The 25,517-nt window shown below is 73.1% G+C and carries 29 protein-coding genes, 4 tRNA genes, 1 pseudogene and 1 riboswitch; of the genes and pseudogenes, 12 read left to right on the top strand and 22 right to left on the bottom strand.

Annotated features, from left to right (window positions below):
• The 4 genes from ACQ3I4_RS02055 to hisI all read right to left on the bottom strand — a co-directional run bounded on the left by ACQ3I4_RS02055 (position 1) and on the right by hisI (position 3,041).
• Positions 1 to 270: a DUF6704 family protein gene (locus ACQ3I4_RS02055; RefSeq protein ID WP_329860045.1), complete on the bottom strand. Its 270-nt coding sequence runs from the start codon at positions 268 to 270 to the stop codon at positions 1 to 3.
• Positions 271 to 386: 116 nt separating this feature from the next.
• Positions 387 to 1,034 (bottom strand): Trp biosynthesis-associated membrane protein, encoded by a 648-nt coding sequence (locus ACQ3I4_RS02050; RefSeq protein ID WP_329860043.1) that lies wholly within the window; start codon positions 1,032 to 1,034, stop codon positions 387 to 389.
• Positions 1,034 to 2,584 (bottom strand): anthranilate synthase component I, encoded by a 1,551-nt coding sequence (locus ACQ3I4_RS02045; protein WP_329860041.1) that lies wholly within the window; start codon positions 2,582 to 2,584, stop codon positions 1,034 to 1,036. The genes ACQ3I4_RS02050 and ACQ3I4_RS02045 overlap by 1 nt, the downstream gene beginning before the upstream one ends.
• 40 nt (positions 2,585 to 2,624) lie before the next feature.
• The gene (hisI, locus tag ACQ3I4_RS02040) at positions 2,625 to 3,041 is read right to left on the bottom strand and encodes a phosphoribosyl-AMP cyclohydrolase (protein WP_329860039.1); all 417 of its coding nucleotides are present in this window, start codon (positions 3,039 to 3,041) and stop codon (positions 2,625 to 2,627) included.
• A 95-nt stretch (positions 3,042 to 3,136) separates the two neighbouring features.
• On the opposite strand from hisI, the gene ACQ3I4_RS02035 reads away from it, so the two are divergent.
• On the top strand, positions 3,137 to 3,778 hold the full coding sequence (locus ACQ3I4_RS02035) for a TIGR03085 family metal-binding protein (RefSeq protein ID WP_329860038.1): 642 nt from the start codon (positions 3,137 to 3,139) through the stop codon (positions 3,776 to 3,778).
• A gap of 18 nt (positions 3,779 to 3,796) precedes the next feature.
• Here the strand turns inward: ACQ3I4_RS02035 and ACQ3I4_RS02030 are convergent, their stop codons facing one another.
• The 15 genes and pseudogenes from ACQ3I4_RS02030 to ACQ3I4_RS01960 form a co-directional block, all read right to left on the bottom strand.
• A complete protein-coding gene (locus ACQ3I4_RS02030) occupies positions 3,797 to 4,000 on the bottom strand; it encodes a hypothetical protein (RefSeq protein ID WP_329860037.1) in 204 nt (67 codons plus the stop codon).
• 17 nt (positions 4,001 to 4,017) lie between these two features.
• A pseudogene (locus ACQ3I4_RS02025) lies at positions 4,018 to 4,518 on the bottom strand (GNAT family N-acetyltransferase, cg3035/Rv0428c family); the annotation flags it as partial.
• Positions 4,519 to 4,540: 22 nt separating this feature from the next.
• Complete coding sequence (gene hisF, locus ACQ3I4_RS02020) at positions 4,541 to 5,311, bottom strand: imidazole glycerol phosphate synthase subunit HisF (protein WP_430632714.1); 771 nt, start codon at positions 5,309 to 5,311, stop codon at positions 4,541 to 4,543.
• Positions 5,312 to 5,318: 7 nt separating this feature from the next.
• The gene (hisG, locus tag ACQ3I4_RS02015) at positions 5,319 to 6,167 is read right to left on the bottom strand and encodes an ATP phosphoribosyltransferase (protein ID WP_329860034.1); all 849 of its coding nucleotides are present in this window, start codon (positions 6,165 to 6,167) and stop codon (positions 5,319 to 5,321) included.
• 58 nt (positions 6,168 to 6,225) lie between these two features.
• Positions 6,226 to 6,489, bottom strand: coding sequence for a phosphoribosyl-ATP diphosphatase (locus ACQ3I4_RS02010; protein ID WP_329860033.1), 264 nt, complete (start codon positions 6,487 to 6,489; stop codon positions 6,226 to 6,228).
• A 63-nt stretch (positions 6,490 to 6,552) separates the two neighbouring features.
• Positions 6,553 to 7,035 (bottom strand): 6,7-dimethyl-8-ribityllumazine synthase, encoded by a 483-nt coding sequence (gene ribH, locus ACQ3I4_RS02005; RefSeq protein WP_329860031.1) that lies wholly within the window; start codon positions 7,033 to 7,035, stop codon positions 6,553 to 6,555.
• Positions 7,032 to 8,453 carry a 3,4-dihydroxy-2-butanone-4-phosphate synthase gene (gene ribB / locus ACQ3I4_RS02000; protein ID WP_430632713.1) on the bottom strand — a complete coding sequence of 474 codons (1,422 nt, stop codon included), beginning with the start codon at positions 8,451 to 8,453 and terminating at the stop codon, positions 7,032 to 7,034. The genes ribH and ribB overlap by 4 nt, the downstream gene beginning before the upstream one ends.
• Entirely contained in the window at positions 8,450 to 9,073 is a 624-nt protein-coding gene (locus ACQ3I4_RS01995) for a riboflavin synthase (protein WP_329860029.1), read from the bottom strand. The genes ribB and ACQ3I4_RS01995 overlap by 4 nt, the downstream gene beginning before the upstream one ends.
• Positions 9,074 to 9,083: 10 nt before the next feature.
• A complete protein-coding gene (gene ribD, locus ACQ3I4_RS01990; RefSeq protein ID WP_430632712.1) occupies positions 9,084 to 10,208 on the bottom strand; it encodes a bifunctional diaminohydroxyphosphoribosylaminopyrimidine deaminase/5-amino-6-(5-phosphoribosylamino)uracil reductase RibD in 1,125 nt (374 codons plus the stop codon).
• Positions 10,205 to 10,906, bottom strand: coding sequence for a nicotinamide riboside transporter PnuC (gene pnuC, locus ACQ3I4_RS01985; RefSeq protein WP_430632711.1), 702 nt, complete (start codon positions 10,904 to 10,906; stop codon positions 10,205 to 10,207). The genes ribD and pnuC overlap by 4 nt, the downstream gene beginning before the upstream one ends.
• A gap of 88 nt (positions 10,907 to 10,994) precedes the next feature.
• Positions 10,995 to 11,124, bottom strand: a riboswitch (FMN riboswitch).
• A gap of 27 nt (positions 11,125 to 11,151) precedes the next feature.
• A complete protein-coding gene (rpe, locus tag ACQ3I4_RS01980; RefSeq protein ID WP_329860025.1) occupies positions 11,152 to 11,817 on the bottom strand; it encodes a ribulose-phosphate 3-epimerase in 666 nt (221 codons plus the stop codon).
• 10 nt (positions 11,818 to 11,827) lie between these two features.
• On the bottom strand, positions 11,828 to 13,360 hold the full coding sequence (locus ACQ3I4_RS01975) for an RsmB/NOP family class I SAM-dependent RNA methyltransferase (RefSeq protein WP_430632710.1): 1,533 nt from the start codon (positions 13,358 to 13,360) through the stop codon (positions 11,828 to 11,830).
• The gene (gene fmt, locus ACQ3I4_RS01970; protein WP_430632709.1) at positions 13,357 to 14,325 is read right to left on the bottom strand and encodes a methionyl-tRNA formyltransferase; all 969 of its coding nucleotides are present in this window, start codon (positions 14,323 to 14,325) and stop codon (positions 13,357 to 13,359) included. The genes ACQ3I4_RS01975 and fmt overlap by 4 nt, the downstream gene beginning before the upstream one ends.
• The gene (gene def, locus ACQ3I4_RS01965; protein ID WP_430632708.1) at positions 14,322 to 14,891 is read right to left on the bottom strand and encodes a peptide deformylase; all 570 of its coding nucleotides are present in this window, start codon (positions 14,889 to 14,891) and stop codon (positions 14,322 to 14,324) included. Before def ends, fmt begins: the two co-directional genes overlap by 4 nt.
• Before the next feature lie 271 nt (positions 14,892 to 15,162).
• Positions 15,163 to 16,032, bottom strand: coding sequence for a cytochrome (locus ACQ3I4_RS01960; protein ID WP_329860021.1), 870 nt, complete (start codon positions 16,030 to 16,032; stop codon positions 15,163 to 15,165).
• 199 nt (positions 16,033 to 16,231) lie between these two features.
• Between ACQ3I4_RS01960 and ACQ3I4_RS01955 the strand changes: the two genes are divergently transcribed.
• The 5 genes from ACQ3I4_RS01955 (at position 16,232) to ACQ3I4_RS01935 (ending at position 17,049) form a co-directional block, all read left to right on the top strand.
• Positions 16,232 to 16,305 (top strand) — tRNA-Gly (locus tag ACQ3I4_RS01955).
• 62 nt (positions 16,306 to 16,367) lie between these two features.
• A tRNA-Cys gene (locus tag ACQ3I4_RS01950) sits at positions 16,368 to 16,438 on the top strand.
• Between the two features lie 25 nt (positions 16,439 to 16,463).
• Positions 16,464 to 16,535 (top strand) — tRNA-Val (locus ACQ3I4_RS01945).
• Between the two features lie 77 nt (positions 16,536 to 16,612).
• Positions 16,613 to 16,689, top strand: a tRNA-Gly gene (locus ACQ3I4_RS01940).
• 129 nt (positions 16,690 to 16,818) lie between these two features.
• Complete coding sequence (locus ACQ3I4_RS01935) at positions 16,819 to 17,049, top strand: antitoxin (RefSeq protein WP_329860019.1); 231 nt, start codon at positions 16,819 to 16,821, stop codon at positions 17,047 to 17,049.
• A 113-nt stretch (positions 17,050 to 17,162) separates the two neighbouring features.
• Here ACQ3I4_RS01935 and ACQ3I4_RS01930 read toward each other — a convergent pair whose 3' ends face one another.
• Complete coding sequence (locus ACQ3I4_RS01930) at positions 17,163 to 17,726, bottom strand: helix-turn-helix domain-containing protein (RefSeq protein WP_430632707.1); 564 nt, start codon at positions 17,724 to 17,726, stop codon at positions 17,163 to 17,165.
• Between the two features lie 63 nt (positions 17,727 to 17,789).
• Between ACQ3I4_RS01930 and ACQ3I4_RS01925 the strand changes: the two genes are divergently transcribed.
• The gene (locus ACQ3I4_RS01925) at positions 17,790 to 19,001 is read left to right on the top strand and encodes a benzoate/H(+) symporter BenE family transporter (RefSeq protein WP_430632706.1); all 1,212 of its coding nucleotides are present in this window, start codon (positions 17,790 to 17,792) and stop codon (positions 18,999 to 19,001) included.
• On the opposite strand, the gene zapE is transcribed toward ACQ3I4_RS01925, so the two are convergent.
• Entirely contained in the window at positions 18,998 to 20,041 is a 1,044-nt protein-coding gene (gene zapE, locus ACQ3I4_RS01920) for a cell division protein ZapE (protein ID WP_329860015.1), read from the bottom strand. The genes ACQ3I4_RS01925 and zapE overlap by 4 nt on opposite strands.
• A 161-nt stretch (positions 20,042 to 20,202) precedes the next feature.
• Between zapE and ACQ3I4_RS01915 the strand changes: the two genes are divergently transcribed.
• The 3 genes from ACQ3I4_RS01915 to ybaK are packed head-to-tail and all read left to right on the top strand — an operon-like array spanning position 20,203 to position 22,079.
• Positions 20,203 to 21,111 carry a sulfurtransferase gene (locus tag ACQ3I4_RS01915; RefSeq protein ID WP_329860014.1) on the top strand — a complete coding sequence of 303 codons (909 nt, stop codon included), beginning with the start codon at positions 20,203 to 20,205 and terminating at the stop codon, positions 21,109 to 21,111.
• A 1-nt stretch (position 21,112) separates the two neighbouring features.
• Positions 21,113 to 21,559 (top strand): SufE family protein, encoded by a 447-nt coding sequence (locus ACQ3I4_RS01910; protein ID WP_329860013.1) that lies wholly within the window; start codon positions 21,113 to 21,115, stop codon positions 21,557 to 21,559.
• 7 nt (positions 21,560 to 21,566) lie between these two features.
• Positions 21,567 to 22,079 carry a Cys-tRNA(Pro) deacylase gene (ybaK, locus tag ACQ3I4_RS01905; RefSeq protein WP_329860012.1) on the top strand — a complete coding sequence of 171 codons (513 nt, stop codon included), beginning with the start codon at positions 21,567 to 21,569 and terminating at the stop codon, positions 22,077 to 22,079.
• On the opposite strand, the gene ACQ3I4_RS01900 is transcribed toward ybaK, so the two are convergent.
• Entirely contained in the window at positions 22,076 to 23,332 is a 1,257-nt protein-coding gene (locus ACQ3I4_RS01900) for an alpha/beta hydrolase family protein (RefSeq protein WP_430632705.1), read from the bottom strand. The genes ybaK and ACQ3I4_RS01900 overlap by 4 nt on opposite strands.
• An 88-nt stretch (positions 23,333 to 23,420) precedes the next feature.
• Here ACQ3I4_RS01900 and msrB point away from each other — a divergent pair, with 88 nt between their 5' ends.
• Together msrB and ACQ3I4_RS01890 are read left to right on the top strand one after the other, a co-directional pair.
• Entirely contained in the window at positions 23,421 to 23,861 is a 441-nt protein-coding gene (gene msrB / locus ACQ3I4_RS01895) for a peptide-methionine (R)-S-oxide reductase MsrB (protein ID WP_329860010.1), read from the top strand.
• A gap of 263 nt (positions 23,862 to 24,124) precedes the next feature.
• Positions 24,125 to 25,516, top strand: coding sequence for a DUF6421 family protein (locus tag ACQ3I4_RS01890; protein WP_329860009.1), 1,392 nt, complete (start codon positions 24,125 to 24,127; stop codon positions 25,514 to 25,516).
• Position 25,517: the final 1 nt, after the last annotated feature.

The raw sequence follows: 25,517 nt of genomic DNA, 5'->3' as shown, positions 1-25,517 counted from the left end.
CTAGTGTCCGTTGTTCTTGGACTTGCTGCCGCCGACGCCGTAGCCGGCCTTCTTCAGCACGCCGCCGAGGACGAGTCCCACGGGGATGAGGGCGACGCCGACGGCGAGCACCGGGATCAGGGTCAGGGCGAAACCGAGGCAGGCGATGACGCTGCCGACCATCATGACGCCCACGGTGGCCCATGCGGCGACGCTGTTGCCGTGGCCGACCGGTTCGGCGTGCATCGGATCGACGCCTTCGGGGGTCTGGACGGTGGCGTTCGTGGCCATGGCTCTGGTACTCCTCATCGCAGTGCTGGCGGGGCGCTGCCCCGGTGGATCGTGATCCATTCTGCCATGGAGCGGCGGGGACGCGGGCCATGTTGCGCCCGTGGAAGGGCCCCGGATCAGCGGGTCGGGTCCTCGCCCCGGGAGAGGCTGTCCCATCCGTCGATCTCGTCCAACGGTGCCGGTGCGGACCGGCCGCCCGGCTCGGCCGCCTGCGGGCCGTCGACGGCGTCCCCGGAACCGGTACCGGCCGGAACGGCGGCAGCGGCCGGGTCGTACTTGCGATCGGCGTTCCAGTGCCGGCCCACGACGACGAGGGCGACGGCGGCCGCCAGGACGCAGGCCCCTGCCACGGCGACGAGGACGGGCCACGCCGTCACCGCGTAGTCCCCGGGAACGGTGGCGGTGCCCGCCGCCTCGCCGACGACCCCCGCGGCGGCGCGCCGCGGATCGGCGAAGACGGTCGCCGCCGAGGCGGCGATGCCGATCCCGGCGACGGCCAGGAGCACGGCGATGACGATCCGGGCGACGCGGCCGGCAATCGCCGCGGCGACCGCCCCGGCGAGGGAGACCACCGCGAGGGCGGCGACAGCGGCAGCCGCCGAGGAACCCGGGACGTCGATGGGCGCGCGGACCACGGAACCCGCGGCGGGGAGGACCTGGATCCAGGTCTGCGTGGTCCCGGCGAGCGCGAGGCCCGCCCCGGCGATGGCGGCGAGGACGACGCCGCGGCGGCCCGGGCGGCGCCGGACGCCCTCGGCGGGCATCACGCCTCCTGCCGGGCCGCGGCCATGGTCCCGGCCGCCCAGACGGCGCGCAGCGGTGCCGCGGTCTTGTTCACGCTCTCCTGGGCCTCGGCGTCGAGCTGGGAGTCCGCCACGATCCCGCCCCCGGCCTGGACATAGGCCCGGCCGTCCTTGAGCAGGGCCGAGCGGATGGCGATCGCCAGGTCCATGTCCCCCGCGAAATCGAGGTAGCCGACCACGCCGCCGTAGATGCCCCTCCGGTGGGGTTCCATCTCGTCCAGCAGGCGCAGGGCGCGGGGCTTCGGCGCGCCGGACAGGGTCCCGGCCGGGAAGGTCGCGGCCAGGACGTCGTAGGCCGTGGCGTCCTCGGCGAGGTGCCCGACGACATTGGAGACGAGGTGCATGATGTGGCTGAAGCGCTCGACCTCCATGAACTGGCTCACCTCGACGGTCCCGGGGACGCAGACCTTGGACAGGTCGTTGCGGGAGAGGTCGACGAGCATGAGGTGCTCGGCCCGCTCCTTCTCGTCCTCCAGGAGGTCCTTCTCGAGCAGGACATCGGCCTCGAAGTCGCCCCCGCGGGGCCGCGACCCCGCGATCGGGTGCGTGACGACCTGGCGGCCGTCCACGGTCACGAGCGCCTCCGGCGAGGAGCCGACGATCGCGTAGGGGCGGCCGTCGTGGTCCTGCAGGTTGTAGAGGTACATGTAGGGGCTCGGATTCGTGGTGCGCAGGATCCGGTACACGTCCAGCGGGGAGGCGCCCGTCTCCAGCTCGAAGCGGCGCGAGACGACGACCTGGAAGACGTCGCCGTCCACGATCGCCTCCTTGCCGCGCAGGATGGCGGCCCGGTAGCCGTCCTCGTCCCAGCTGTGCGTGACGGAGTCCATGAGTTCCTGCGTGGGCACGTCGGTCCCGGAGAACGCGGCCAGATGGGCCCCGCGCGGGGCGCCGAGCTGCTCCAGCATGGCCTCGAGGCGCTCGACGGCGTGCGCGTAGGCCGCGTCGACACCCGTCGCCGCGCCGTCGTGGTTGATCGCGTTGGCGATGAGGGTCACGGTCCCGTCCGTGTTGTCGTGCACAGCCATGTCCCCGACGAGGTTCATGGCGAGCTCGGGCAGGCCCAGGTCGTCCAGCGGGGGGCTCGGCAGCTTCTCCCAATAGCGCACGCAGTCCCAGCCGATGAAGCCCACCATGCCGGAGGTCAGCGGCGGCAGGCCGGGCAGGGGTTCCGTCTTGAGGAAGGCGACCGTGTCCCGCAGGACGTCCACGACGCTGCCCCCTGTCGGGATGCCCGCGGGAGTCTCGCCGATCCAGTGCGCCCTGCCGTCCCGCGTCGTCAGCGTGGCCGGCGAATCGACGCCGATGAACGAGTGGCGGCTCCACACGCCGCCCGCCGCGGCGCTCTCCATGAGGAAGGTGCCGGGACGGCCCTGCGCGAGGCGGTTGTAGATCGCGATGGGCGTCAGCTCGTCGGCCAGGACGCGCAGCGTCACGGGGATCACGCGGCGGCCGGGGGCCAGGGCGCGGAACTCGTCGAGGGTGGGTCCTACGACCCCAAGCTGGTGCATGCTGTGGCGCTCTCCGTGGTGCGGTTGCAGGTGGTTCTGGTCAGTGGTCCGTGGGGTGCCCGGCGACGGCGGCGAGTCCCCGCCCGTCGAAGCACGTGCGCGTGCCCGTGTGGCAGGCCGCCCCGATCTGCTCCACCTGGACCAGGAGGGCGTCGCCGTCGCAGTCCAGCGCGGCGCTCCGGACGAACTGCACGTGGCCCGAGGTGTCCCCCTTGCGCCAGTACTCGCGGCGCGAGCGGGACCAGAACGTGACGCGGCCCTCGGTCAGCGTGCGGCGCAGCGCCTCCTCGTCCATCCATCCGAGCATCAGCACCTCGCCGGTGCCGTGCTGCTGGATGATGGCGGCGACAAGCCCGTCGCCGTCCTTCTTCAGGCGCGCCGCGACGCCGGGATCGAGCCGTCCGGCGGCGGTGGATTCGGGGGCCTCGCGGCCGGGGGTGGCTGGGTTGTGCGACATCGCAGCCAGTCTAGACGCTCGGGCGGCCACGCCACGCAGTGGATGACGGCTTCATGGTCTCCGAAAGGCCGCCGCTCCGTGCTAGTTTCACAGTGATGAGATTCGTACCGCCTTCTCGCGAAGTCCTGGCCGAGGTCCTGCTGGCAGCGGGGCCCCAAGCACCGACGCTTTGCACCGGCTGGCAGGTACGGCACCTCGCGGCGCACCTCGTGCTCCGCGAACACCATCCCCTCGCCGCGGGGATCGGCCTCGACGCCCTCCGTCCCCGCATGGAGCGCCTCCTGGCCCGCTGGTCCGACGCCGCCGCCGAGCCGGAAGGGCTGGCCCGGCTCGTCTCCCGCTTCCGCCGGGGGCCCTCGCGGCTGCACCCGCTGCGCGTGCCCGCGCTGGACCACGCCGCGAACCTCGTCGAGTACTTCGTGCACACGGAAGACGTCCGCCGCGCCTCCGACCGCTGGGCGCCGCGCGTCCTGGACACCGAGTACTCCGAGGAGCTGTGGCGCGCGCTCGTGCGCAGCTCGGCCCTGCTCTACCGCGGCGTCGACGTCGGCATCATCCTGGTCCGTCCCGACGGCCAGCGCCACGTCGTGAGGAAGGCCGCGACGTCCGTCGCGATCACGGGCGAGCCGCAGGAGCTGCTGATGCACGCCCACGGCCGGCGCGGACACGCCCTCGTGACCTTCGAGGGCTCCCCCGACGCCGTCGCGCTGCTCTCGAGCGCCGAGCTCGGCAGCTGAGAGCGGACCCGCCCGCGGCTAGAGGGATCGCGTGAGGTAGTAGTAGCTCGAGACGGTCGTGAATCCCAGCGCGTGGTAGAGGACGATCGCCCCCACGTTGGACTCCCGGACCTGCAGCCAGACGCCGTCCAGCCCGCGCGCCGAGGCCTCGCCGAGCAGCGCTTCCAGGACCCCCGGCGGGCCAGGCCCTGTCGGCGCGCGTCCGGGCGCGTCACGAGGCAATAGATCCCGCCGTGCCCGTCGACGACGGCCATGCGGGCGATCGCCTGAATGCGCCCCTCGATCCGCACGGCCGCATAGACGGCCGGCGCCCCGGTCAGGATGCGCGTCGAGACGGTCTGCGCGTCTTCCTCCTGCGGGCCCTCCTGGGCCCAGAAGAGCTCGAGCCATTCGGCGTCGGGCGCATCGGACAACCCGATCTCCGGCTCCGCGCTCCGGTCGCCGAAGCGGGCCAGGTCGTGGGCGTCCATGAACTGCACGAGCGTCGGCGAGCCGGCCGTGTAACCGCGGTGGACGAGGAAGTCCACGAGCCCTTCCGGGCGTGCGGCCGGGCTGATCTGGAACACGGGGTCGAGCCACCGTTCGGCGCAGCGCCGCTCGACCTCCGCCACCGCGGCCTCGAGGTCGCCCGGCTCACCCGCCGGCAGGACGGAGTTGGCTCGCTGCGTGACCCCGGCGGAGAAGCGCAGGGTCCAGCCCTCCACCCGGCCGCGTTCGACGGCGGGCCAGCCGGCATCCATCAACCCATCGAGGTAGGCGGGTTCAACGAACAGGGAAACCAGCCTCCTCGATGGCCTGCTTGACGCGGGCGATCATGTCCACGGGACCGAAGTGGAAGATCGACGCGGCGAGCACGGCGTCGGCCCCCGCGGCGATGGCCGACGGGAAGTGTTCCGGTCCGCCGGCACCGCCCGAGGCGATGAGCGGCACGGTGACAGCGGCGCGCACGGCCCGGATCATCTCCAGGTCGAAGCCCTGCTTGGTCCCGTCGGCGTCGATCGAGTTCAACAGGATCTCGCCCACGCCGCGCGCGGCCGCGTCGCGCGCCCAGGCCACGGCGTCGATCCCCGTTCCCGTGCGCCCGCCGTGGGTCGTGACCTCGAATCCGGAGGGGCACCCCGCATCCTGCGTGCGGCGGGCGTCGAGGGACAGGACGAGCACCTGGGAGCCGAAGCGCTCGGTGATCTCGTTGATCACCTCGGGACGCGCCACGGCGGCGGTGTTGATGGAGGCCTTGTCCGCGCCGGCGCGCAGCAAGCGGTCGACGTCGTCCACCGTGCGTACCCCGCCCCCGACGGTCAGGGGGATGAAGACCTCCTCGGCCGTGTGGCCGACGACGTCGAACGTCGTCTCGCGGTTGCCGGAGGAGGCCGTGACGTCCAGGAACGTCAGCTCGTCGGCACCGGCGGCGTTGTAGCGCTTGGCCAGCTCCACGGGGTCGCCCGCATCGCGCAGGCCCTCGAAGTTGACGCCCTTGACGACCCGGCCGGCATCGACGTCCAGGCAGGGAATGACTCGGATGGCTACGCTCACGGGGACCTCAGATGCGGATGGCGTGGATGTTGGTGACCAGGATGGCCCGGGCTCCCAGATCGTAGAGCTCGTCCATGATGTTGTTGGTCTGGTTCTTCTTGACCATGGCCCGCACGGCGACCCATTCGGAGTCCTGCAGCGGCGAGACGGTCGGTGATTCGAGGCCCGGCGTCAGGCGGCAGGCCTCGTCGGCGAGCTCCTTGCGGATGTCGTAGTCCAGCATCACGTAGCGGCGGGCCACGAGCACGCCCGTGAGGCGGCGCTTGAGCACGTCGAGCCCGGACGGGTTCTCCCCGGTCCGGCCGATCAGCACGGCCTCGGAGTGCAGGATCGGTTCCCCGAAGGTCTCCATCCCGGCCGCCTTGAGCGTGTTGCCCGTCTCGACGACGTCGGCGATCGCGTCGGCCACGCCGAGGCGGACCGAGGACTCCACGGCGCCGTCGAGGCGGACGACCTTGGCGTCGATGCCCTGCCGGGCGAGGTACCCGCGCAGGAGCCCGTCATAGCTCGTGGCGATCCGCCGGCCGGAGAGCTCGGCCGCCTGGCCGAAGTCCCCGACGGGCCCCGCGAAGCGGAAGGTCGAGGCGCCGAGACCGAGGGGCAGGATCTCCTCGGCGTCTCCATTGACCTCGGCGTCGAGGAAGAGGTCGCGGCCGGTGATGCCGACGTCCAGGATGCCCCGTCCGACGTACACCGCGATGTCGCGCGGCCGCAGGTAGAAGAACTCCACGTCGTTGTCGGGATCCACCATCACGAGCTCGCGGTTGTCACGGCGCTGGCGGTATCCCGCCTCGCTCAGCATCGCGGAGGCGGCTTCGGACAGGGCGCCCTTGTTGGGCACGGCAACTCGCAGCATGCGGGGACTTCCTTCGGTGCTCAGTGGCGGATTCGGCCGGGCGGGGACGGGCCCGCGGTCACAAGTGGCGGTAGACGTCCTGGAGGGAGAGCCCCTTCGCCAGCATCAGGACCTGCAGGTGGTACAGGAGCTGGGAGATCTCCTCGGCGGCGGCCTCGTCCGACTCGTATTCGGCGGCCATCCAGACCTCCGCGGCCTCCTCCACGACCTTCTTGCCGATCCCATGGATGCCCGAGTCCAGTTCCGCGACGGTGCGGGATCCCGCGGGACGGGAGGCGGCCTTCTCGGCCAGTTCGGCAAACAGGGAATCAAAGCTCTTCACGCCTCAAGGGTAGCGGCTGCCCGTGCCGCCCCCGTCACCGGGGGCGGCAATGTGACAGGCGGCTCACCGTCCGGCGAGCACCGCCGCGGTCGTGAGCGCCGCCGCCATGGCCTCGTGGCCCTTGTCCTCGTGCGAGCCGGGCAGTCCGGCGCGGTCGATCGCCTGCTCCTCCGTGTCGCACGTCAGGACGCCGAAGCCGACCGGGGTTCCGGTGCGCACCGAGACCTCGGTGAGCCCCGCCGTCGCACCCTGGCAGACGAACTCGAAGTGCGGCGTGCCGCCGCGGATCACGACCCCGAGGGCGACGACGGCGTCGTAGCCGTGCGCAAGGCGCGCCGCCGCGACCGGCAGCTCGAACGTGCCCGGAACGCGCACGACGTCCGGCGCGGCGATCCCGGCCTCCTCGGCCGCGCGCAGGGCGCCGGCGACGAGCCCGTCCATCACCTCCTGGTGCCAGCTGGCCGCGACGACGACGGCGCGCAGCCCCGCCCGCCCGGCCGCCGCCAGCGACTCGGTCTCGATCTGCGGTGCTCCGTGTCCGCTCATGCTGCTCCTCCTGTGGTGGTGGTCGACGTACTCGCGTGGTTGCGCGTGCCGGCCCGGACGGCGTCCGGTGCCGCGCCGGTACCGCCGAAGACGGCCTCGGCGATCTGGTGGCTCATGCGTTCCTGCTTGGTGCGCAGATAGCGCGTGTTCTCCGGGCGGGCCGGGATGTGCGGCTGCACGGTGCCGGCGACGTGGATGCCGGCCTCCTCGAGCCACCGGGTCTTCAGCGGGTTGTTGGTCATGAGCCGGATCCGTTCCAGGCCCAGCGAATGCAGGATCGCGGCCGCCGCGTCGTAGCGCCTCGCGTCCACGGGCAGCCCGAGCTGCTCATTGGCCTCGACGGTGTCGGCGCCGCCGTCCTGCAGCGCGTAGGCGCGGATCTTGTTGGCGAGCCCGATCCCCCGGCCCTCGTGGCCGCGCAGGTAGACGATCGTCCCGCCCCCGCGGGCCACGGCCTCGAGGGCCGCGTCGAGCTGCTCCCCGCAATCGCAGCGATAGGAGCCGAAGACGTCCCCCGTGAGGCATTCGGAGTGGATCCGCACGAGCGGCGCCGTCACCGGGCCCGCTCCCCCGCGGCGTTCCGCAGGCCCTTCCAGGTCGGTCCCGGCGTCGTCCGCGTCCCCGTCCGTGGCCCCGGAACCCGGCGCGCTGAAGGTCAGGTGCTCGTCGCCCGTCGCGCGCTCCGTCCAGGCCCGGACGGAGAAGACGCCGAACGGGGTGGGCACCGAGACCTCGGGTCCGCCCACGACGGCGGCGGCATCCGGCACGCTCGCGGCCTCCGCTCCCCCGGCCGAGAGGTAGGCGGCGAGGTCCTCGATGCTGACGAGCGGCAGCTCCCACGCGTCGGCGAAGCGCCGCAGCGCGGGCAGGCGCATCATGTCCCCGTCGTCGTGGACGATCTCGGCGATGACCCCGACGGGCGCGACGCCCGCGAGCCGGCACAGGTCCACCGAGGCCTCGGTATGCCCGCGGCGGGCCAGCACGCCGCCGTCGACGGCCCGCAGCGGGAAGAGGTGCCCCGGGCGCGTGATGTCGCCGGGGCCCGAGGCGGGATCGGCCAGGACGCGCACGGTCGTGGCCCGGTCGGCGGCGCTGATGCCCGTCGTGACGCCCGCGGCGGCATCGCACGAGACGGTGTAGGCGGTGCCCTTGGCGTCCTGGTTGACCTCGACCATCGGCGGCAGGCCGAGCCGGTCCGCCTCCGCCGACGGCAACGGGACGCAGACGACTCCGGAGGTATGCCGGATGGTCCAGCCCATCAGTTCCGGGGTCGCGAAGGCCGCCGCGAAGATGATGTCGCCCTCGTTCTCGCGGTCCTCGTCGTCCACGACGACGACGGCTCGGCCAGCCGCGATCGCCGCAATGGCGTCCTCGACCGGGTCCAGCCGCACGGGTCCGCCCGGCTGCCGCGCGCTCACGCCCCCTCCTGCGTCCAGAAGGCGGCGAGCCGCTCGGCGTACTTGGCGAGGACGTCGACCTCGAGGTTCACGGCGTCACCGGGGCGGCGGCGGCCCAGGACCGTCTCGCGCAGGGTCGTGGGGATGAGCCCGACCTCGAACCACTGTTCCGCTTCCGTGGCCGGGGAGACCTCGGCGACCGTGAGGGACACGCCGTCGACGGCGACCGATCCCTTGCGGGCGACGTACCGGGCCAGCTCGCGGGGCACGGAGAAGCGCAGCCGCTCCCAGTTGCCCCGGTCCTCGCGTTCCAGGAGGGCGCCGGTCCCGTCGACGTGGCCCTGGACGACGTGCCCGTCGAGCCGGCCGCCGGCGGGAACGCAGCGCTCGAGGTTCACCTCGTCGCCGGGAGCGAGCCGCCCCGTGGTCGTGTGGGCGAGCGTCTCGCCCATGACGTCGATGTCGATCCGGTCGCCGTCGATCGCGGTCGCCGTGAGGCAGACGCCGTTGACGGCGATGGAGCCCCCGAGCCCGAGGTCGTGGGCGTGGCCCGGCGCGTCGAGGACCAGGACGACGGCGTCGCCCGCCGCGGGGCGGATCTCGTGGATGCGGCCGGTGCCGCTGATGATTCCGGTGAACATGCTGCCCTTCCTAGCCGGCGTCCGCCGCGCCCTGCGCGCGGGGTTCCGGGGTCGTGGTGGTCGTGTGGTTCCCCGCGGGGGCGGGGAGGAGGTGGAGGACGACGTCGGTGCCGAGCCGCTGCACGGCGGCTCCCCCGGCGTCGTCGGGGAGGAAGCGGAGGGCCGCGTCGAGGGTGTCGACGCCGAGCGGTCCGACGGCGCCGCGCCCGGCCCCGAGCAGGAGGGGCGCCTGGTAGGCCCACACCTCGTCGACGAGTCCGGCGGCGAGGAACGCCGTGGCGATCGCTGCTCCGCCCTCGATGAGCACGTGGCCGTGCCCGCGGGAGCCGAGCTCGGCGAGGACCTCGCGGGGATCGTGGGTGGCCAGTTGCAGCCAGTGGCCGTCCCCGCGCACCGCGGCCCGGGCGGGGACGGGACGGCGCCCCATGACGACGCGCAGCGGCTGGTGCTCGGCGTCCCGCCCGTCGGGGGTGCGGGCCGTGAGCCGCGGGTCGTCGGCGAGGACGGTGCCGGTCCCGGCGACGATCGCGTCGACGCGGCCGCGGAGGGCGTGGGAGTGGGCCCGGGAGGCGCTTCCCGTGATCCACTGGCTCGAGCCGTCGGCGGCCGCGATGCGCCCGTCGAGGGTCTGGGCCAGGTGAAGGCTCGTGAACGGACGACCCTCCCGGCGGGCCGCGAACCACCGGCGGTTGAGCTCGCGGGCGGCCGCGGCCCAGGCGGGGTCCAGCCGGGCGCCGTTGACGGCCTCGATGCCCCGCGCCCGCAGCGCCGCGGCACCGCCGGCGGCCTCCGCCGTCGGATCGGCGACGGCGTAGACGACGCGGCCGATCCCGGACTCGGCGATCGCGGTCGAGCACGGACCCGTGCGCCCCGTGTGATTGCAGGGTTCGAGGGTGACGAGCATCGTGGCCTCCGCCGCTGCGGCGGGCCCGAGGCGGCCCAGCCGGGTGAGCGCGTCGGCCTCGGCGTGGGGTGTCCCCGCGCCGCGGTGGTGCCCGGTGGCGAGGACGGTCCCCGCCCCGTCGAGGACGACGGCCCCCACGAGCGGGTTCGCCCCGCGCACGCCGCGGGCCGCCTCGTCGAGGGCGAGCTGGAACGCGGAGGCCGGCACGGCGGCGCCGGCTGCGGCGCTCACGGGATCCTCTTCAGGGTCGGATCCGGCAGGGCCGTCTCGACGCCCGGCTTGGCGCGGTCCTTGGCCCGCCACCAGACGAAGAAGCCGACGAGCGTGAAGCCGCCGTAGAAGAGGTACATCACCGCGCTCGCGTAGTAGCCGGCGCTGAACAGCAGGGGGACCCCGACGACGTCGACCGCGACCCAGACGAGCCAGAACTCGACCCAGCCCTTGGCCATCCCGTAGGTGGCCAGGAGGGAGCCGACGAACGTCCAGGCGTCGGCCCATACCGGCTCGTAGGAGCCGAGGATGCGGAAGAGCGGCGTGATGGCGACGGTCCCGACGAGGAGCGCGAGGACGAGGCCGGTGCGTTCGCGCGCCGTGGCCCATCGCGGCACGATCGCGGTTCCGCTGCCGCCCCGGCTCTCGCGCCAGCGCTTCCAGCCGTAGACCGAGACGGCGATGAACATGATCTGGCGGCCGGCCTGGCCGAGCAGGTTCGCCGTCTGGACGGAGTCGAAGATGCTGCCGAGGAAGACGGTGAGCAACAGCACGTTGCCGACGATTCCGACGGGCCAAGCCCAGACCTTGCGGCGCATCCCGCCGAGGGCGCTGGCCAGGCCGAAGGCGTTGCCGACCACCTCGCGGACCAGCAGGGCGCTGGCGCCGACGGGGATGTAGGCGTTGAAGAGTTCAGTGAGCCACCGCAGGGATTCCATCGTTCCTCCTTCGGGCCGCGGCGGCTCCGGGGGTACGACAGGTGCGGGCGGGTGGACGGCGCAGGACGCCGGCCAGCCGCTCGGGCTGTACGTGCTTCTCCCATCCAGACTTTAACTGTCGGTGCCGGAATTCCACCGGCTCAACCGGGGCGCCTGGGGCGCCACGGGTCGCGGACTATGACCGCCGGTTCGGACTTTCACCGACCCCGGAGCACGTTGAGTTGTTGTTGACGATTACACCATACTCAGGGCCGCGCCGCATCGGCGGTGTTGCGCAGCGTAACAACGGCCTCGGCGGCGTCCGGCGCCCCGTAGACGCTCGACCCGGCGACGAAGACGTCGGCCCCGGCCTCGGCGGCCCGGCGGATCGTGTCGGTGGTGATGCCGCCGTCGACCTGGAGGGCCAGCTGGAGCCCCGCACCGTCGATCGCCCGGCGGGCCCGCCGGATCTTCGGCACGACGACCTCGAGGAAGGCCTGCCCGCCGAAGCCGGGTTCCACCGTCATGAGCAGGAGCATGTCCAGTTCCGGCAAGAGGTCCAGGTAGGGCTCGACGGGCGTGGCGGGGCGCAGGGCCATCGCGGCCCGGGCCCCGCGGGCGCGCAGCTCCCGGGCGAGCCGCACGGGCGCGTTGGACGCCTCCGCGTGGAAGGTGACGGAGGCCGCGCCGGCGTCGGCGTAGCCGGGGGCCCAGCGGTCGACGTCCTCGATCATCAGGTGGACATCGAGCGGGAGGGCCGAGACCGCCTGCAGCCGCTCGACGACGGGCAGGCCGAGCGTCAGGTTCGGGACGAAGTGGTTGTCCATGACGTCGACGTGGACCGCGTCGGCGGTGTGGATCCGCGTCAGCTCGGCCTCGAGGTTGGCGAAGTCGGCGGACAGGATGCTCGGATGGATGCGGCAGCTGCTCATGGGTCCCAGCCTAGGCATCGAGGGTGAAGAGCGCGAAGAACATGGCGTCGGTGCCGTTCACGTGCGGCCACAACTGCACGGTGGACCCGTCCGGGGCGCCGTCGGGTCCGGGCCGTCCCGCGGGCCGGGCGGCGGCGGACCCGGCGCGCCCGTCGAGGGCCCCCGCGTCCACGGCTGCGCCGGAGTCGAGCAGGCGCAGCCCGGCGTGGCGGGCCAACGCGTCGTCGACGACCGCGACGGTCTCCGCGGCGTGCGGCGAGCACGTGACGTAGGCGAGCACGCCGCCGGGGCGCAGGGCCGCGACGGCGGCGTCGAGCAGGCCGCCCTGCAGGGCCGTGAGCTCGGGCAGGTCCCCGGGGCTCTTCCGCCAGCGGGACTCGGGGCGGCGGCGCAGGGCTCCGAGCCCGCTGCAGGGGGCGTCCACCATGATCCGGTCGAATCGTTCGTCGGCCGGGATGCCGGCGTAGCGCCGGCCGTCGCCCTCGACGACGGCCCAGGCCGTGCGCGGCACGGCGGCGAGCGCCTGGCGGACCAGCTCCGCGCGGTGCGGCGCGGGCTCGTTGGCCGTCAGCTCCGCGCCCCGCTGGTGCGCGAGCGCGGCCAGGAGCGCCGCCTTGCCCCCGGGGCCCGCGCAGAGGTCGAGCCAGTCCGTGTCCCGTCCCTCGATCGGCGCGGCGGCGAGGGCCCGGGCGACGAGCTGGGAGCCGGCGTCCTGGACCCGTGTGGTTCCGCGCCGGACGTCGGCCATGCCGTGCAGGTCACCGCCCGCGTACGTGGCCGAACCGGCCACGAGACGGCCGGGCTCGGCACCCTGGGCCAGGGCCTCGTCGAGGCTTCCGATCCCGGGCAGCGCCACGAGGTTCACGAGCGGCGCGGCATTGTCCGCCTCGAGCAGCGCGGTCGCCTCGGCGGCGTCGCGGCCGTGGGCGGCGAGGGCCTGGCGGAGTGCGCGGACGATCCATGCCGGGTGGCTGTGCTCGATGCCGTCCCGCTCGGTCTGGTCCTGGACGCCAGCGAGCAGCTCGGCGGTCCAGTCGGCACGCTCGCGGGCCGCGACCTTGCGCAGGACGGCGTTGACGAGGCCGCTCGGCCCGGCGCCGATCTCCGCCCGGGCCAGTGCGACCGTCTCGTCGAGCGCGGCGTGGACGGGCACGCGCATGGCCAGGACCTGGTGGGCGCCGAGCCGCAGCACGTCGAGGACGGCGGCGTCGAGCCGGTCCAGCGGGCGGTCGACGCAGCGGGCGAGGACGGCGTCGTAGAACCCGCGGCCGCGCAGGGTCCCGTACGCGAGCTCGGTGGCGAACCCGGCGTCACGGCCGGCCAGCCGGTGGGCGCGGAGGCGGGACGGGAGGACGAGGTTGGCGTAGGCGTCGTCGGCGGCGACGGCGCGGAGGACCTCGAACGCCGCGAGCCGCGCCGGGTCGGCGGTGCGCTTGCGCTGGGAGGGTGCCTGCGTGCTGAAGCGGCGGGGTCCGGATCCGCCGCGGTGGCGTTCCCTGCCCCTCTCGTTGCGGCGGTCTCCGCCGCCCGTGGCGTGGCTCATCCCAGGTACGTCCTCTCGGCCGGGTCGGCATGCGGGGTTGCGTCGGGGGCCGGCAGGCCGCGGGCCCAGTCCGCTGCGGGCATCATCTTGCGCCCGGCCGGCTGGACGGTCTCGAGCTCGAGGGGGTGCGAGCCGGTGCCCACGAAGACGCGGGGTCGCTTTCCGGGAAGGACGACGACGCCTCCGGGCCGCGGCGTCCCGGCCTCCGGCGGCACGGGGCCGCTCGCGCGCAGCGGGCCGAGCTTGAGTCGCTGGCCGTCGAGCTCGGTCCAGGCCCCCGGCTCGGGCGTGGTCCCGTTGATCCGGCGGCGGATGGCCAGGGCCGGCTGGGCCCAGTCGACCCGCCCGTCCTCGATCCCGAGCTTGGGCGCGAGGCTCGGTTCGCCGGCTTGCGGCACGGCCTCGAGGCGTCCTGCGGCGATGCCGGCCACGGTCTGGGCGAGGAGCTCGGCGCCGCTGAACGAGAGGGCCTCGAGGAGCTCGCCGGAGGTCGTGCCGGGGTCGACGGGCTGGGTGACGGTGCCGAACACGGGGCCCGTGTCGAGGCCCTCCTCGAGCTGGAACGTGGCCGCTCCCGTGATCTCGTCGCCGTGGATGACGGCGTGCTGCACGGGCGCCGCGCCGCGCCAGCGGGGCAGGAGCGAGAAGTGGAGGTTGATCCAGCCGTGCTCCGGGATGCCGAGGGCCTCCCGCGGCACGAGGCCGCCGTAGGCGACGATGGCGGCAAGCTCGGGCCGCACGGCGCGCACGGCGTCCCGGACCGTTGCGTCGATGCGGCGGGCGTGGATGAGCGGCAGCCCCAGCTCGGTGGCGCAGGCGGCCACGGGCGAGGGGGTCAGCGTGCGCTTGCGGCCGGTCGGCGCGTCCGGCCGGGTCAGGACGGCGGCGACGTCGTGTCCGTCCTCGACGAGCCGGCGCAGCGAGGGGACGGCGACGGCGGGCGTTCCCGCGAAGAGGATCCTCACGCCGTCGTCCCGGAGCCCGGGCCGAAGCTGGAGCCGAGCGACCTGGCGCGCTCCGCCACGGTGGCCGCGGCCACGCCGTTGAAGCCGCTCGTGCGGATCCGGCGCAAGGCGTCCTTCTTGTCCCCGCCCGTCAGCCGGTCGATGTAGAGACGGCCGTCGAGGTGGTCGGTCTCGTGCTGCAGGCAGCGGGCCAGGAGCCCCTCTCCCTCCACCACGACCGGTGCTCCGTCGACATCCACTCCGGTGACCCGCGCCCAGCGGCGGCGCGGCGTCGTATAGCCGAGCCCGGGGACGGACAGGCAGCCCTCGCCGCCGGGCTCCTGCAGTTCATCGGAGACCTCGAGGACGGGGTTGACGACGTAGCCGCGCTCCTCGCCGATCCTGTAGGTGAAGACGCGCAGGGCCACGCCGATCTGCGGGGCCGCGAGGCCGGCGCCGTCGACGTCGTCCATGGTCTCGAGCATGTCGCCGACGAGCCGGGCGAGACCGGGACCGAACTCGGTCACCTCTTCCGCGGGGGTGCGCAGGACGGGATCGCCGACGATCCGGATGCCGAGGACTGCCATGGGCCGGTCCCCCTTTCCGCCGGGCGGCGTGTACCGGCGCCGGCAAGGTGCTGTGGATGCAAGGTGCTGCGGTTGCGGTGGCCTGCGCCCGCACCATGCCGGCAAGGCCGACGGTGCACGGCAGGCGGGGCGCCCGCGGTGCGCCGCCACGTCGGGCGGCGGGCATGGGCGCCCAGACCAGTCTACGCGGGCGGGCGTCCGCCACGGACGGACCAGGGCAACCGGACCGGGCGGCCACGGCCCTCGTTCCCGGGCGTCCACCACGGACGAATCAGGGTCCGGCGACGGCCGCCTCCCGAACGGGCGGCGGCGGACCGATGGGCCGCAGGGCCGTCCCGGCGTCGTCGGCCTTCATGGTGTTCTCCCACACGGCGCGCAGGGCCCAGAACTTGCTCCAATGGGCGGGCAGGACCTGCGGGCTCGCCATCATCGGCTGCACTTCCGTCTCGCCCACGGCGACCCCCAGCAGGAGGGGGTCTTCCCCGTACTTCCATTCCTCCCACGTCCCCTCGGCGGCGTCGACGACCATCTCCTCGGCCTTCAGGCCGGCGACGAGCTGCATCACGACCTTGGCGTCGAGCGGCTTGACCCGGCCGTCGCGCCCCGTCCCCTTCGTCTTGTAGTCCACGAGGCACAAGCGGCCGCCGATCCGGGCGACGAGGTCCAGGGTCCCCGCGTAGCCGACGGTGTGGTTCCACACGGTGACCTCGGCGGCGAGCGGGACCACCTGGTACGCGTCCCACCAGTCGTCGAAGCGCGAGGCGAACGCGCCCTCGCCGTGCTCCTCGAGGAGCGCCCGGGCGTCCGCGGCCGTGTGCGGGCGGCCCAGGGCGCGCAGGGCGACCTGTTCGCAGTACGCATGGACGCGGTCCCCGCGGGCGGCCGCCGCGTTGCGGAAGACCTCGGCGGCCTTGGAGGCATCCCGGGCGATCGCCTTGAGCTGGGCCGGCTTGCCGAGCGCCCCGGCGAGGCGCCCGTCGCCCACGGCCGCCGTCGCCGCCATGTGCCCGATCCAGCCGTCGAGGCCGGCACCCTGCTGGGAGATCACGGTCGTGATCGACGGAACCTCGGGCAATCCACCGATCCTGCGGGCATACATCCGCCCGTAGTCGGTCTGCTGGGCAAGCGCTGGTGTGGTCATGGCATCGATTCTGGCATGCGCTCCCGACGCTTCGGATCCCGTCTCCGGTGCCGCTGCGACGACCTCCCGTGGAGTCCCGCCACGCCCTCGGAATCCCCGATTTGGACGAACGGCGAATCGTCGTATAGAGTTTTTACTCGTTGGAAAGCACCGGAACGGAGCGGGATGAAGATCCCCCACCGCGAGGGAAATCCTTCGTGCGGACATAGCTCAGCTGGCTAGAGCGCCACCTTGCCAAGGTGGAGGTCGCGGGTTCGAATCCCGTTGTCCGCTCGCAATCACTGTAATGACCGATCCGTCGGTCACGCCAGGTGCGGGACACCGTTCCAGGACATGGTGGGGTGGCCGAGTGGCTAGGCAGCGGCCTGCAAAGCCGTCCACGCGGGTTCGAATCCCGTCCCCACCTCGCTTACAGTAGTTGCACCCCCTAGGGGCGATTGGCGCAGCGGTAGCGCGCTTCCCTGACACGGAAGAGGTCACTGGTTCGATCCCAGTATCGCCCACGAAGAATCTCCGCCTTGGCGGGGATTCTTTTGTGTGGGGCCTCCGGCAGCAGCCGGGCCGGGCGCCACGCGGTCGCGCGGACATAGCTCAGCTGGCTAGAGCGCCACCTTGCCAAGGTGGAGGTCGCGGGTTCGAATCCCGTTGTCCGCTCCAACACGACGCCTCGGGCGCCTCCCCTCTCCCAGGGGAGGCGCCCGAGGCGTTTACGGGGCTCCACCGCTGGCCTAGGATGTGCAGCAGACGGGAGCGGCACCGGCTCCCCCGGGTGGAAGGAGGTGGCACTTGTCGGTATTCGACGGGCTCAAGGGCAAGGCCGGAGAACTCAAGGACAAGGCCGGTTCCCTCGCGGAAGACGGCGCGGAGAAGCTCCGTGGGGCCGTGGAGGGCATCGGGGACTTCGTCGACGAGAAGACCGGCGGAAAATACGCCGAGCAGGTGGACAACCTGCAGGATTCCGCCCGGGATCTGCTCGACAAGGTCTCGGGAAGCGACGGCGAGACGCCGGCTTCCTAGACCGCGGCGGGGTCCGCAGTCCACGACCCCGGCCCGCCCCACAGCACGCCACGACGGGTGCCGGACTCGCCGCCAGGCGGCGACCGGCACCCGTTGCCGTGCCCGGACCGCCGTCAGCCTCCGCCTTCCGCGGCCGCCGCGTCGGCCCGCGCGGGATTGACGATGGTCAGCACCCCCTCCGCCCCCTCCTCGCTGGCATAGGCGTGCGGCACATCGCTGCCCCACGTCCAGGACTCGCCGGGACGGAGGGAGCGTCCGGCACCAACACGCCCGACGACGGCGTCCCCGCGGACGAGGAACAAGTGCTCGACGACGCCGGGCCCATGCCCCGGCGACTCGCGGCGGCCGGGCCGGATCGCGAGATGGTAGGACTCGACGACCGTGCCGTCGGGAAGCGTCCGGACGTCCAGCAGCGTCGCGTCGACCGTGCGCCCCGGGACGTGGGGCGCACGCTCCGATCCGGCGACGAAGGACGCGAGCGGAACGCCGAGGGCGCCGGCCAAGGCGTAGAGCGTCTCGAGCGTCGGGTTCCGGGCGCCCTGCTCCAGTTCGGAGAGCGTCCCCTTGCCGATGCCCGCCGCCGCGGCCAGGCGCGACAGGCTCCAGCCGTGGCCCTCCCGAACGGAGCGGATTCGTCCGCCGACGTGCGCCAACCGCGGGTCGCTTGTCTGGGTCATACCGGCAGACTACAGTGGCAGCACGTTCCGTAAACAGAACACACGGCGTCCTGAAGGAGTCCCATGGCCCTGTCCCGAGCCCGCGGAGCGCACGCGGCGGACCGCGATCCGGGGCGGGGTCGGCTCGTTCAACCCCTCGGCGCCGGACTCGTCACCGCGCTCGTCGGGTTCAGCTCGTCCTTCGCCGTCGTGCTCGCCGGCCTGCGGGCCGTCGGCGCGACACCGGGCCAGGCCGCCTCCGGCCTGCTGGCCCTCACGCTGTCCTTCGGCGTCATCACGATCCTCCTAGCCGTGACCACGCGGCAGCCGATCACGCTCGCGTGGTCCACGCCCGGGGCCGCGCTGCTGGCGGCCGCCGGAGGCCTCGGCCTCGGATGGGACGAGGCCGTCGGCGGCTTCCTGGCCTGTGCCGGACTCATCGCCCTGACAGGAGCCGTCCCCGCCCTCGGCCGGCTCGTCGGCTCGATTCCCGTCCCCCTGGCCCAGGCCATGCTCGCCGGGGTCCTCTTCGAGCTCTGCCTGGCCCCCGTGCACGCACTCGCCGACGTGCCCCTGCTGGCCGCCCCCGTCGTCCTCGCCTGGCTCGCCATGATGCGCTGGGCACCGCGCTGGGCGGTGCCCGTCGCCATGGCGGTGACGCTCGCCGTCGTCCTCGCCGGCCCCGCCGCCGGCGCGCTCCCCGACGCCGGCGGTCTCGTACCACGCCTCGAGTTCACCGCGCCGGCCTTCAGCGCCGCCTCGTTCGCGGGCATCGCCGTGCCCCTGTTCATCGTCACCATGGCGTCGCAGAACGTCCCCGGCGTCGCCGTCCTGACGGGCCTCGGATACCGGCCACCGTGGTCCGCCACCATGCTCGCCACGGGCACCGGATCCGCCGCGGCCGCCCTCTTCGGCGGCCACGCCGTCAACCTCGCCGCGATCTCGGCGGCCCTCGCCGCCGGGGAGGAAGCCGGGCCCGAGAGGAACCGCCGCTGGATCGCCGCGGCCTCGGCCGGCGGCTTCTACCTCCTCCTCGGGCTGGGGTCGGCGGCCGTCGCCGCCGTCGCCACGGCCGCGCCTCCGGGACTGCTCGCGGCCGCCGCGGGGCTCGCCCTCCTGGGCACCCTCGGGTCCGCGGCATCCTCCGCCCTCGCGGATCCGCGGCACCGGCTGGGCGCCCTCACGACGTTCCTCGTCACGGCCTCGGGCCTCGCCGTGGCCGGGATCGGCGCGGCGTTCTGGGGACTGCTGGCCGGACTCGCGGTCCGGCTGCTCCTGGAGCGGCGTGACGCCTAGACCAGGGCCTCGCCCTTCTGTCCCTCCCGGGCCAGCGCGGTGAGGCGCGAGACCGCACGGAAGTACTTCTTCATGTAGCCTCCGGCCATCATCTCCGGCGTGAAGAGCTCGCTGAACGGCACGCCGCTGGCCACGATCGGCACGTCCTTGTCATAGAGGCGGTCGGCGAGGACCACGAAGCGCAGCGCGAGCGCCTGCTCGGTGATCGTGTGCACGTCGCGCAGCACGAGGACGTCGATCCCGTCGATGAGCTGGCGGTAGCGGCTCGGGTGCACCGTCGCGAGGTGCTTCACGAGCGCCGGGAAGTCGTCCACGGCGAGCGTCGAGCCCTCGTAGCGCGCGCTCGCGTGCTCCAGCAGTTCCGCGTCCGGCAGCGGGTCCGGGGCCTGGGGCAGGCCGCGGTGGCGGAAGTCCTCGCCGTCGATCCGGACCACGTCGAACTGGTCCGCGAGGACCTGGATCTCGCGCTGGAAGTCCACGGCGGCGAAGCGCCCCTCGCCGAGGGAACCCGGCAGCGTGTTGGACGTCGCCACGAGCTTCACGCCGGCGTCGGACAGCTCGCGCATCAGCCGCGACATCAGGACGGTGTCCCCCGGATCGTCGAGCTCGAACTCGTCGATGCAGACCAGCCGGTAGCCGCTCAGCACGTCGACCGTCTTGCGGAAGGACAGGGCGCCCACGAGGTTCGTGTACTCCACGAACGTGCCGAACGCCTTCGGCCCCGGCACGGCGTGCCACAAGGACGCGAGCAGGTGGGTCTTGCCCACACCGAAGCCGCCGTCGAGGTAGATGCCGGCCTTCTCCGGCTTCCCCCTGCCGCCGAACAGCCGCGAGAAGAGCCCGCCGCCCCCGGAGGAGGAGATCCTCTCCGCGAAGGCCCGCAGCCGCTGCACCGCCTCGGCCTGCGAGGGCTGCGCGGGATCCGGGCGGTAGCTGTCGAAGGAGACCTCGCCGAAGCGGTAGGACGGGTGGAAGCCGTCCAGCAGCTCCTCGGCTGAGACGTGCGGAGTCCTGTCGGTCAGGTGCTCGATCGTGGCCACGGGCTCGGGGGTCCTCACGGTGTCGGGGGCGGGGGCGCACGGGTGGCGCCACGGCCACTTTACGCCGCGCGCGCACCGGGGCGCATCCGGCGTGACGCCCCGCTCGCCGCGCCGATAGGCTGGAGCCAGCACACCGACCGCCGACCGAAGCGAGGATCACCGTGGCCATCGCCGCAGACCCGAATCCCCAGTTCTCCGACTACGCCCGGCCGGAGAGGCTCGTCTCCACCGAATGGCTCGCCGAGCGGCTCGGGACCGAGGGGCTCGTCGTCGTCGAATCCGACGAGGACATCCTGCTCTACGAGACCGGCCACATCCCCGGCGCGGTCAAGGTCGACTGGCACACGGAGCTCAACGACGCCGTGACGCGCGACTACATCGACGGCGCCGCGTTCGCCGCGCTGATGTCCGCCAAGGGCATCTCCCGCGACTCGACCGTCGTGGTCTACGGCGACAAGAGCAACTGGTGGGCCGCCTACGCCCTGTGGGTCTTCACCCTCTTCGGCCACGAGGACGTCCGGCTCCTCAATGGCGGGCGCGACAAGTGGATCGCCGAGGGCCGCGGGCTCACGCGCGAGAAGCCGCAGCCCGCGGCGACGGAGTACCCCGTCGTCGAACGCGACGACACGACGGTGCGCGCCTTCCTGCCCGACGTCCTGGACCACTTCGGCAAGCCCCTCGTCGACGTCCGCTCCCCGGAGGAGTATTCGGGCGAGAGGACCCACATGCCCGCCTATCCGGAGGAGGGTGCGCTGCGCGGAGGACACATTCCGACGGCGGCGTCGGTTCCGTGGGCCCGAGCGGCCGCCGAGGACGGGACGTTCAAGGGACGCGCCGCCCTCGAGGAGATCTACCTCGGAGACGCGGGGCTGGCACCGGGCGACGACGTCGTGGCCTACTGCCGGATCGGCGAGCGGTCCAGCCACACCTGGTTCGTCCTCAAGCACCTCCTGGGCTTCGAGAACGTGCGCAACTACGACGGATCCTGGACCGAGTGGGGCAACGCCGTGCGCGTCCCGATCGCGACGGGTACCGAGCCGGGCGAGGCGCCCTCCGGACGGAAGGCCTGACATGGCCGAACCGACCCTGCCCGAGACGCTGTCCGGGATCGTCGAGGACTTCGGGGCCCTGAGCGAACAGGAACGGCTCGAGCTGCTGCTCGAATTCTCTGATGCGCTGCCCGAGCTCCCCGAACGCCTGGCCTCGCACCCCGAGCTGCTGGAGCAGGTCGTGGAGTGCCAGTCGCCCCTGTTCCTGACGCTGGAGGTCTCCCCCGGCCCCGAACACACCGTGGAGCTCTTCTTCTCGGCGCCCCGCGAGGCCCCGACGACGCGCGGCTTCGCGGGCGTGCTGCACGAGGGCCTCAACGGCCTGCCGGCCGACGAGCTGCTGGCCGTCCCGGACGACATGCCGCATCAGCTCGGGCTCACCCGCGCCGTCACTCCCCTGCGGATGCGCGGGATGACGGCCATGCTGGGCCGGATCAAGCGGCAGGTCCGCGAGCGGATCGCCGCCTAGGCACCGCATGGCCGGGCGGAACAGGAAGCACGCAGCGCCGGGCACCCCCGCGACCTCGGTCCTCGAGGCAGCCGGGATCGCCTTCGCCGTCCACCAGTACGACCACGATCCGCGCGCGGCCTCGTTCGGGCTCGAGGCCGCCGAGGCCCTCGGCGTGGAACCGGGCCGCGTCTACAAGACGCTGCTCGTGACGACGGGACGGCCGGGCCGGGCGGCCCTCGCCGTCGCGATCGTGCCCGTCGACCGCAGCCTCGACCTGAAGGCCATGGCGTCGGCGGTGGGCGTCAAGCACGTGGAGATGGCCGATCCGGCCCTCGCCGAGCGCCGCACCGGATACGTCGTCGGAGGCATCTCGCCGCTCGGGCAGCGCCACCCGTCCCCCACGGTCGTCGACGAGTCGGCGTTCGGGCACGGGACCGTGTTCGTCTCCGGCGGGCGGCGCGGCCTCGACCTCGAACTCGCGCCCGAGCGGCTGCGTGCCCTGCTCGGTGCAGCGCGGGCCCCGATCGCCTCGGGCTAGGACCCGGCGGCGGCCTCCGCGCGGGGGCGGCCCGGATGGGGCGCGTCCAGCACGGAGCCGAGCCAGGAGACGACGGTCGAGTGCCAGCGCTCCGGGTCCACGTTCCATTCGCGCGTGTGGCCCGCCTGGGTGAAGCGTTCGAACGTGACCATGGACGGGTTGAGTTCCGCCAGCGCGGCCGAAGGCCCCACGGGCACGAAGTCGTCGTCCTCGCTGTGCAGGATCAGCGTCTGCAGCCGCAGCTGCTCGGGCTTGGCCACCCAGTTCAGGTCCTTGAGGTTCACGGGCGAGGCCAGGCCCGTCGCCCAGCGGCCGGCCTTGTTGGAGAGGAGCCACTGGCCCAGGCGGCCCGCGGACTCGGGGATCCGGTTGACCCGCGCGTGGTGGGCCAGCACGTCCATCCAGTTCACGACCGGCCCGTCGAGGACCAGCGCCTGCAGACGCCGCCGGTGGCGGGACTTGTCGGCGAGCTGCAGGCAGATCGCCCCGCCCATGGACCAGCCGAAGAGGACGATGTCCCGGGCGCCCCGGGACACGGCGAAGTCGATGGCGTGGTCGACGTCCTCCCATTCGGTGCTCCCGAGGCCGTAGCGCTGGTCACCGGCGTCTGGCGCGAGGCCGTCGTTGCGGTAGGACACGAGGAGCGATGTCATGCCGAGCTCCCGGGCCGTGGGAATGGCGCGGATCCCCTCGGTGCGGGAGGCCCCGCGGCCGTGGACCATCACGGCCCATGTCCCGGCACGGTGGGTTCCGGGCACGAGCCAGGCGGGTGCCACGCCGCCCTCGACCTGGACCTCGACGTCATCCGCGTCCGCCCCGATCTCCGCGGGGGTGGGATAGACGACGCCGGACCACCAGCCCCGCACGGCGGCCCGCAGCTCGCCGGCGTAGACGTGCTCGACCTCGCGCGAGACGGTCCCCTCGGCGGGGACGAAGGACAGGACGCGACCGATGCGGGCGTGGCCCGCCCCGCCGTCGAAATACAGGGAGTAGCTGCCCGGCGCCGTCGTCTCGGCGTTCGCGGGCAGGATCACCTCGTCGCCGTCGACCCCCCGGACGACGGCGAGGATCGCGATGTCCTCCACGCGGGGCTTGGGCGTGACGACCTGGCGCGCGAAGTAGCCGGCGAGCGCCGAGACGCTCGCGGCGAAGACCGAGCCGGCCACCGCCCCGACGCCGGCACCGAGCAGTCCCCAGCGCACCATGGGTCCCGTCGGGCGGGCCGGGAGGGCGTTGCGTGCTTCGTGGCTCATGGCCCCATCATTCCAAGTCGGTCACCGCTCGGCCAGTTGCCGCGCGGGGGCCGGGAATCCCGGGCCGCTCCTGCGCGTTGAACCCGTCATGCGCGAGAACACCCCCGGCCAGCCATCCACCCCCGACGGCCCGAGAGTCGTCAAGAGCGACGCGGAGTGGCGGCGCGAGCTCACTCCGGCCGAGTACCAGGTCCTGCGCCGTGCCGGCACGGAGCGCCCCTTTACGGGCGAGTACTGGGACAGCCACGAGGAGGGCGTCTATGCGTGCCGCGCCTGCGGAGCCGAGTTGTTCACGAGCTCTGAGAAGTTCGACGCGCACTGCGGGTGGCCCTCGTTCTGGGCGCCGCTCGCCGAGGGCTCCGTCCGCTACCTCCGCGACGGAACGCTTGGCATGGAGCGGATCGAGGTCCGCTGCGCGGCCTGCGATTCCCATCTCGGGCATGTCTTCGAGGGCGAGGGATACGGAACGCCGACCGACCAGCGCTACTGCATCAACTCCGTCTCCCTGAAGCTCCGCCCGGCCCCCTGACCGGGCCCCGGCCGGCGGGCCGGGAGGCTCCGCGGCCGCACCCGCCCGCCCGGCGCCAATGGACACTCCTTCGACCACCGCCGCCCCTGTCGCTGGGGACGCGGCGCGTGCTTCCAAGCATTAGCATCACTTGGCCTTGAAAGCTATTCGCACCAGCGCTCCTGTCCGATGCCTAGGCTGGAGGGACCATGGCGGACGCCCACCGGGCCGCCGTTCCCTCCGCCGGCGACGCGCCGGCCGTCACACCGGAAAGAGGTGCAGCGATGACGCAGCCCACCCTCAGCCCCCAACCCCTCGACGCCGCGGATCTCGTGGCCTCGCAGGCGTGGCTCTCGCTCAAGGCCGCCGCGACGGAACTCCAGCGGCTGCAGGTCAAGGACGGTTCCGTCCCCGAGGCCGAGGACCACGCCCGGGCCGCCGGCCTCGTCGCCTCCATCACCGCGGCCGTGCGGGAGCTGGCCCCTCAGTTCCCGCACGATGCCGAGTACCTCGAACTGCTCGTCGCCGACCTCGAGGCCTGGTCCGCGGGCGGATTCGGCGTGCCGGACTTCCTCGACTCGCTCGTCGCCTTCCAGCCGCAGCTGCACCGCGTCGACGGTCTGCGCCACCTCGTGGTCTTCCCCATGTACACGCAGAACGGCTCCACCAACCGCTTCGTCGAGGCCGTCCTGGTCGAGGTCATCTGGCCCGACTTCATCGCGGGCCTCGAGGCCGGCGGCTACTCGAACGCGCTCTTCGTCCCGTTGCGCTTCCTGGACTTCACGCCGGGCTACGACACGAACTCGGCCGTGCTCTTCCCCGAGTCCGTCGCGCTGCGCGAGACCCCGAGCTTCACGTGGGGCGCGATCTTCCAGGACCGCGAGGCGGCCCGCTACCGCCGCGTGGTCCGGGCCGCGGCCGGCATCACGAACCTCGAGCTCCCCGATGACGCCGCCGAGCTGCTCACGGACCAGGCCCTCGCCGAACGCACGTTCGTCATGTGGGACCTCATCCACGACCGCACGCACATGCGCGGCGACCTGCCGTTCGACCCGTTCATGATCAAGCAGCGCATGCCGTTCTTCCTCTACTCGCTCGAGGAGCTGCGCTGCGACCTCACGGCGTTCCGCGAGTCGGTGCGGATCGAGCAGGACGCCGCTGCGGATCCCGTCGCCCGCCAGCACGCGAAGCTCGTCCAGTACGCCGTGATCTTCGACCGCATCTTCCGCTTTGCCATCACGGGTTCCCGCGTGCGCAACTACGACGGCCTCGGCGGCCAGCTGCTCTTCGCCTGGATGCACCAGCACCACGTCCTGCACTGGACCGACACCAAGCTCACGATCGACTGGGACCAGGTCCCCGCCGTCGTCAGCGCCCTCGGCGACGCGATCGACGAGCTGTACTGGCGCTCGATCGACCGCCCGAAGCTCGCCCACTGGCTCGCCGCGTACGAGCTCGTCTCGGCGACCGTGACGCCGCACCCGGCCTCGACGTGGGCGAAGGGCCCCGACGCCCTGCCGCTGACCGCCCCGCTGCGGGAGGTGACGGACCAGGTCATGGACGACGAGTTCCCGCTGTCCATGTTCTACGAGGCGCTGTCCAAGAAGATGAAGCCCGTGATCGAATCGACCGTGGGCATCACCGGTGCCCCGGCCGGCGGCGCGGACGCGGCCTGAG

The sequence above is a fragment of the Zafaria sp. Z1313 genome, assembly GCF_050563205.1.
GTDB lineage: Bacteria > Actinomycetota > Actinomycetes > Actinomycetales > Micrococcaceae > JAZDCJ01.
Note: the sequence above shows the minus strand (reverse complement) of the source record. Positions and strands in the feature narration are given on the sequence as shown.

Coding starts and splice junctions, on each gene's coding strand:
- ACQ3I4_RS02050 (WP_329860043.1), bottom strand. CDS start 1,034: ATGCCCGCCGAGGGCGTCCGGCGCCGCCCGGGCCGCCGCGGCGTCGTC.
- ybaK (WP_329860012.1), top strand. CDS start 21,567: ATGGCCGGGCGGAACAGGAAGCACGCAGCGCCGGGCACCCCCGCGACC.
- ACQ3I4_RS01960 (WP_329860021.1), bottom strand. CDS start 16,032: ATGACCACACCAGCGCTTGCCCAGCAGACCGACTACGGGCGGATGTAT.
- ACQ3I4_RS01910 (WP_329860013.1), top strand. CDS start 21,113: ATGGCCGAACCGACCCTGCCCGAGACGCTGTCCGGGATCGTCGAGGAC.
- ribH (WP_329860031.1), bottom strand. CDS start 7,035: ATGAGCGGACACGGAGCACCGCAGATCGAGACCGAGTCGCTGGCGGCG.
- ACQ3I4_RS01900 (WP_430632705.1), bottom strand. CDS start 23,332: ATGAGCCACGAAGCACGCAACGCCCTCCCGGCCCGCCCGACGGGACCC.
- rpe (WP_329860025.1), bottom strand. CDS start 11,817: ATGAGCAGCTGCCGCATCCATCCGAGCATCCTGTCCGCCGACTTCGCC.
- hisG (WP_329860034.1), bottom strand. CDS start 6,167: ATGCTGCGAGTTGCCGTGCCCAACAAGGGCGCCCTGTCCGAAGCCGCC.
- ACQ3I4_RS01925 (WP_430632706.1), top strand. CDS start 17,790: ATGGCCCTGTCCCGAGCCCGCGGAGCGCACGCGGCGGACCGCGATCCG.
- ACQ3I4_RS02045 (WP_329860041.1), bottom strand. CDS start 2,584: ATGCACCAGCTTGGGGTCGTAGGACCCACCCTCGACGAGTTCCGCGCC.
- hisI (WP_329860039.1), bottom strand. CDS start 3,041: ATGTCGCACAACCCAGCCACCCCCGGCCGCGAGGCCCCCGAATCCACC.
- ACQ3I4_RS01975 (WP_430632710.1), bottom strand. CDS start 13,360: ATGAGCCACGCCACGGGCGGCGGAGACCGCCGCAACGAGAGGGGCAGG.
- def (WP_430632708.1), bottom strand. CDS start 14,891: ATGGCAGTCCTCGGCATCCGGATCGTCGGCGATCCCGTCCTGCGCACC.
- ACQ3I4_RS02055 (WP_329860045.1), bottom strand. CDS start 270: ATGGCCACGAACGCCACCGTCCAGACCCCCGAAGGCGTCGATCCGATG.
- pnuC (WP_430632711.1), bottom strand. CDS start 10,906: ATGGAATCCCTGCGGTGGCTCACTGAACTCTTCAACGCCTACATCCCC.
- ACQ3I4_RS01890 (WP_329860009.1), top strand. CDS start 24,125: ATGACGCAGCCCACCCTCAGCCCCCAACCCCTCGACGCCGCGGATCTC.
- ACQ3I4_RS02035 (WP_329860038.1), top strand. CDS start 3,137: ATGAGATTCGTACCGCCTTCTCGCGAAGTCCTGGCCGAGGTCCTGCTG.
- ACQ3I4_RS01995 (WP_329860029.1), bottom strand. CDS start 9,073: ATGTTCACCGGAATCATCAGCGGCACCGGCCGCATCCACGAGATCCGC.
- msrB (WP_329860010.1), top strand. CDS start 23,421: ATGCGCGAGAACACCCCCGGCCAGCCATCCACCCCCGACGGCCCGAGA.
- ACQ3I4_RS01930 (WP_430632707.1), bottom strand. CDS start 17,726: ATGACCCAGACAAGCGACCCGCGGTTGGCGCACGTCGGCGGACGAATC.